Source organism: uncultured Thiodictyon sp. (assembly GCF_903828115.1).
GTDB lineage: Bacteria > Pseudomonadota > Gammaproteobacteria > Chromatiales > Chromatiaceae > Thiodictyon.
In genome coordinates, this window is sequence record NZ_CAIKKU010000046.1 from 1 (window position 1) to 3,639 (window position 3,639).

Here is a 3,639-nt window from a genome sequence, read left to right on the forward strand (position 1 = left end):
AAAAGAGTTTTTCAGCGCCCAAAATTACTACCCTAGTTTTCAGCAGCCGATTGTGCTGAGAGTTCTTCTTGGCCGACAGAAATTTGAGTCAAGATGATTGCTATGGTAGCGCATCGAATGAGTGTTCGCCGGGAATTGCTGCATGTGCGCCTAGGCTACGACGGGAGAAACCGTCGGTTCTATCAGGTCGCCTCAGAGAGACTTCCAGTAGAACAATCACTTATGCGACATCGTGTCGCACAACGAAAACTTACGCTAAGGACTCCGGCCTCGCCGCGACGGCCAGATAGCGGTAGAACCTCGCCCGCGAGATCGCCAGCGTCTTGCAGATCTGCTTCACGCTCAGTGCCCGGCCGGCGTACATCCGCTGCGCGGTCTTCACCCGCGGGTCCTCGCCCGTCGTCGGTCTGCGCCCGCCCTTGCGCCCGCGCGCCCGGGCCGCCGTGAGTCCCGCCTTGGTCCGCTCCTGAATCGGCCGCCGCTCGAACTGCGCGTTATGCGGTGCTCCGCATAAGGCGGAGTTCGAGCGGGAGCTCATTTCGGAGCGGACGCTGGCCGGCTTGGCGTCGGCTCGGGCGCGTGGCCGCAAGGGCGGGCGGCCGTTCAAGATGACCGCGGCGAAGTTGAGACTCGCCATGGCATCAATGGGGCAGCCCGAGACCAAGGTGGGCGATCTGTGCCGCGAACTGGGCGTGACCCGGCAGACGCTGTACCGGCACGTCTCGCCCGCCGGGGAACTGCGGGCGGATGGCGTGAAGTTACTCGCCAGGGGCTAAGTCCTTGGCGTTTAGTAGGTAGTGCACGCGACTTCTGATATTTGGTGCACTCGACTTCTGAAAATGACAGCCGCCGCCCGGTACAGCCCCTTGTCGCGCGCCAGGTAATAGCCAGCGAACTGGCTCTGGGGCTGCCACTGCAGCGCCAGCCGGACGACCGCGAGCGTGGCGCCGGGCGGCGGGTCTTCCGGCTGGATTGCCGGCGCGGTGGAATCCGGAACAGCGGATCCGCATCCGGCGATGAGCGCCACCCTGAGGGTGGCGGCGATGGCCAGATGGTACCGCCGGCGACTGGTCTGCGTAGGGTATGTCATTGCGAGGTTCTTGCCACTATCGTGGACCGCGATCCGCCTGGTTTTGTTCCCACCACCGTATAGGCGGTCAGCGTGCAGAGAAAACCGCCGGATTGGCTCATGGCCTGCGCTGCCAGCACCCATTGCTCAGCGACCGCTGGCGTGAGACGCCCGGCAGCCACCGTCCGTGCCACGGTTTGGCGCAGATTGTAGACGCGATCGGCAAGTGCGAAATCAGTGATCACTGAAACCGACGGCTCCATCATGACATTGCGCAATCCTGCCGTCAGGAAATAGTGTTTCAGGTATCGGCCGATCCATCGGTTCTTGAATGAGTCCGCCCACAGTGTCTCAATGATTCTGGTCGAATCGTCATGGCGACCGGTCACGGCAAAGGTTCCCCAATCATTGTCGTATGCCAGCAATAGTCCCCCGGGTGTCAGCACTCGAACCATTTCACCAATCACCTGTTTGGGGTCGCTGAGGTGCTGTAAGGTGCGGTCTATCCGGCAGCGGTCAACGCTTCGATCGGGAAAGGGAAGGATGCCGGCATCCGCCTGGATAAAAATGGTGCGCGCGGCGACTGGGCTGCGGGCGAGCGCCTCCTTAACCATCAGAAAGCTGGCGTCCACGCCCGCGACGATCCCGTCCGGGCTTACGCGTTCCGCCATGCGAAACGCGTCGTCCCCGAGTCCGCAGCCAATCTCCAATACGCGAAGCCCCGCAGACAGATCGAGCAGTTCGTAGCTGCGCTGTTTATACGCCCGGAAATACGGTAAAGAATCGAGCAAGGTCAGGCAGTGCCGATAGGCGCTGGGGTCATCGCACGCATCGACATCGGCAAAACCGGACGCCAGATATTCACTGCACACAGTACGTCACCATCTCGTCCTGTCAAAATTCCCCGCCAGGTCGGCGGCAGTGTCTGCCGCCGGTCAAGCCGCGTGGCCACCGCACTTGCACGACGCCCGCATGACAATTATCATGCTGAAGTTTCCGGGTTCTGAAAGCTGGCCAGGGCCAGGCACTTGGGGCCAGGAGTTTTCGCAGGGGTTTGGCTGGATCTGGGCAAACCCCCTCGAAAATCCCCCCAGCGCTACCCCCCGCCCCTCTGGTACCCCCCATGGAAAAGCCGGAAACTTCAGTTATCATGTTTATAGTCCAACAATGAATTATCCGGACAAGCTTTATGAGCGTATGCTGCTGTTTTACAAGGTTAAAATCTTTCATCTAAAAATTAGTCTATTCGAGTGTCACATTGGGAGGCTATATTTGACGCCGCGCGATAGCGGCTTTTAGTGTCCCAATTGTCGCTGTTCGAGATACACTCATGACCGCATCGACGACGCTATCGCGTAGAACCGTGTTGAAGATCGGAGCCAGCGCCCTGCTCGCCTCCTTAGCGGCGCGGCGGTTCGCGGGCCTCATCGCCGAAAGCCTGGCGGACGATGATCGCATCCTATTGTTATATGGCACGAAATATGGCGCTACCAGGGATACGGCGCAATGGATCGCCGACGGCCTGCAAAGACCCGTCGAGCTGGTCGATATCCGGGATTCCGGAAATCCCGACGGTTACGGTGAGAAGGCACGGTTCATCCTGGGTTCCGCCGTGTTCACTGAAGGGCCGATGCGCACGATGTGCGATTATATCAGAGAGCACGCGAGTGTTCTGAACGGCCGGGTGGTGGCGACCTTTGTGGTCTGTGGATCGTCGCCCGACAGTGAGAAAGGCCAAGCACGCATCGCCTCTTACCTGTCGCAGCTCAACGCGCCGCTGCGCCCCGCGCCGACACTGTCACGGGCCTTCGGCGGGCGTCTGATGGTAGCCAAGTTGACGGACGAGGACCGTGATGCGCTCACGCGCTTCTACGCCATCGCCCGGCAGCAACCGCTGGCGGACTGGGACCGCACCGACCCACGCGCCGCCGCGCAGTTCGCCGATCGACTCCGGGGGAGCGTCTTCAACGATTGACTATATCGGCCGTGGAGAGACAGGCGGGAGGCGGTTCACCTGCCGGGCCTGTTCCCTTCCAGGGCCGGTCCCGCGGGTGCGGGGTGCCGCGTCCTGATCTGGTCAAGCGGTCCGGGTCCTGCCCCTCGCCCGAACCGTCGTGGGTGATCCGAGGGGCCAGCATCAGCCACTGGAGAACTCTATGAACGACCAATCCAACCAGTATCAGCAGCTCATCGCCAAGTGCTGGGCCGACGAGGCCTTCAAGCAGCGGCTCCTGGCCGACCCGGCCGGGACGCTCAAGGCCGAGGGCATGGCGGTGCCCGCGGGCGTCCGGGTGCAGGTGGTGGAGAACACCGCGCAGGTCTTCACCCAGGTGATCGCAGCACGGCCCACGGACGTCTCGGATGTGGATTTGAGCGGGGCGGGTGGAGGGTACCAAGATGGAAAGTCGCACAACCCATTACTCAGTTAATGAAGTTTCCTGCTTTCAATTACGCCACAAGCTTCATAACCGCCGCGATCAGCGGATTTTGTGTCGGTTTGCCAGGATCCGCGCAAGCGATACCGAAACCCTCGCCGCCGAGGTCTTGGGCGAGCCGCCGCCGCAGGTCGG

At 61.5% G+C, this 3,639-nt stretch carries 6 protein-coding genes and 1 pseudogene; 4 read left to right on the plus strand and 3 right to left on the minus strand.

The window, feature by feature from the left end:
• Positions 1-250: 250 nt before the first annotated feature.
• Positions 251-538, minus strand: coding sequence for a helix-turn-helix domain-containing protein (locus QZY48_RS01650; protein WP_295426871.1), 288 nt, complete (start codon positions 536-538; stop codon positions 251-253).
• Between QZY48_RS01650 and QZY48_RS01655 the strand changes: the two are divergent.
• Positions 516-776, plus strand: a pseudogene (locus QZY48_RS01655) (recombinase family protein); the annotation flags it as partial. The gene QZY48_RS01650 and the pseudogene QZY48_RS01655 sit on opposite strands and share 23 nt — an antisense overlap.
• A gap of 11 nt (positions 777-787) precedes the next feature.
• Here QZY48_RS01655 and QZY48_RS01660 read toward each other — a convergent pair.
• Both QZY48_RS01660 and QZY48_RS01665 read right to left on the minus strand, forming a co-directional pair.
• Positions 788-1,027, minus strand: a complete 240-nt coding sequence (locus tag QZY48_RS01660; protein WP_295426859.1) for a hypothetical protein — start codon at positions 1,025-1,027, stop codon at positions 788-790.
• A gap of 59 nt (positions 1,028-1,086) precedes the next feature.
• Complete coding sequence (locus tag QZY48_RS01665; protein WP_295426861.1) at positions 1,087-1,941, minus strand: methyltransferase domain-containing protein; 855 nt, start codon at positions 1,939-1,941, stop codon at positions 1,087-1,089.
• Between the two features lie 100 nt (positions 1,942-2,041).
• On the opposite strand from QZY48_RS01665, the gene QZY48_RS01670 reads away from it, so the two are divergent.
• From QZY48_RS01670 to QZY48_RS01680, 3 genes are all read left to right on the plus strand, one after another.
• A complete protein-coding gene (locus QZY48_RS01670) occupies positions 2,042-2,368 on the plus strand; it encodes a hypothetical protein (protein ID WP_295426864.1) in 327 nt (108 codons plus the stop codon).
• A 31-nt stretch (positions 2,369-2,399) separates the two neighbouring features.
• The gene (locus QZY48_RS01675) at positions 2,400-3,044 is read left to right on the plus strand and encodes a flavodoxin domain-containing protein (RefSeq protein WP_295426866.1); all 645 of its coding nucleotides are present in this window, start codon (positions 2,400-2,402) and stop codon (positions 3,042-3,044) included.
• 181 nt (positions 3,045-3,225) lie between these two features.
• Positions 3,226-3,498: an NHLP leader peptide family RiPP precursor gene (locus QZY48_RS01680; RefSeq protein WP_295426868.1), complete on the plus strand. Its 273-nt coding sequence runs from the start codon at positions 3,226-3,228 to the stop codon at positions 3,496-3,498.
• The last annotated feature ends 141 nt before the right edge of the window (positions 3,499-3,639 follow it).